1 protein-coding gene is annotated in these 1,473 nt (G+C 65.2%); it reads left to right on the plus strand.

What is annotated here, in order from left to right:
• On the plus strand, window positions 1–1,473 hold a 1,473-nt coding region (locus P3T22_RS33215; protein ID WP_429327284.1), incomplete at both ends, for a filamentous hemagglutinin N-terminal domain-containing protein.

Below are 1,473 nucleotides of genomic sequence, written 5' to 3' on the forward strand. Positions count from 1 at the left end.
CAGATCGTTCCCAGCGGCGCGCACTCGCCTTCGGTCGTACAGACACCGAACGGCCTGGATCAGGTGAACATCAACCGGCCCTCGGGCACGGGCGTCTCGATGAATACCTATGGCCGGTTCGACGTGCAGCCGAAAGGCGCGATCCTGAACAATTCGCCCACCATCGTGCAGACGCAGCAGGCGGGCATGATTAACGGCAATCCGAATTTCGGACCAGGCCAGTCGGCGCGTGTCATCGTCAACCAGGTTAACAGCAGCGCGGCCAGCCAGATCAATGGACATCTTGAAGTCGCGGGCCAGCGCGCGGAAGTTGTCATCGCGAACGGCTCTGGTATTTCGGTCAATGGTGGCGGTTTTATCAATACGTCCAGGGCCATCCTGACCACGGGCACGCCGAACTTTGCGCCGGACGGTTCGCTCTCGGGCTTTAACGTGACCGGCGGCAACATCAGCATCCAGGGCGCGGGGCTGAATGCAGGCGATACCGACCAGGTTGACCTGCTTTCCCGCGCCGTCCAGGCAAACGCCGCAATCTATGCGAAGAACCTGAACGTCGTGACCGGTGCGAACAGTATCAGTCATGACACGCTCGCTGCAACGCCTGTCGCGGGCGATGGTCCGGCGCCGGGTGTCTCCATCGACGTGAGCCAGCTTGGCGGCATGTACGCGAACAGGATCGTTCTGGTCGGCACTGAACAGGGCGTGGGTGTGTCCACCAAAGGTGTGCTGGCTGCGCAGTCGGGCGACCTGACGCTGACCACTGAGGGCAAGCTGATCCTCGCCGGACAGACCAATGCAAGCGGAAACTTGGCGCTGTCCGCACGGGATGGCATCGACAACAGCGGGACGACCTACGCGCAGCAGAATGTCACAGCGAGCACGTCGGGCGGGCTCACGAATAGCGGTGTGGTGGCGGCGCAGCAGAACACGACCGTCAATGCGGGCAGCGTGGCATCGACGGGTACGCTTGGTGCGGGTGTGAACGGCGACGGCAGCCTGGCGCAGTCCGGCGACCTGTCCGTGACGGCTGGCGGCACACTGAGCGCGACCGGTCGCAACGCGGCCGGCGGCAATGCGGCGCTGAACGGCGCGGCGGTCAATCTCGCCGGAAGCCGTACCTCGGCCAACGGTGCGCTGGCACTCACGGCCAGCAGCGGCGACCTGAACCTGTCGGGCGCAACGGTGACAGCGGGCGGCGCGCTGGACACGCGCGCCTCCGGGACGCTGGTGAACGACGGCGGTGTACTGTCGTCAGGCGGTCCGCAGACCGTCACGGCGGGCGCACTGTCCAACCGCAATGGGCAGATTGTCTCGGGCAGTACGCTCAACGTCGCGGCAACAAGTGACTTGTCGAACCAGGGCGGCACGCTGCAGTCGTCAGGCGCACTTTCCGTCAATGCCGGTTCGCTCGGCAACACGGGAGGTCATGTTGCGGCGCTGGGCGCGGACAGCCTCACGCTGGCGACGGTCGGC

Source organism: Paraburkholderia sp. GAS348, assembly GCF_050434205.1.
GTDB lineage: Bacteria > Pseudomonadota > Gammaproteobacteria > Burkholderiales > Burkholderiaceae > Paraburkholderia.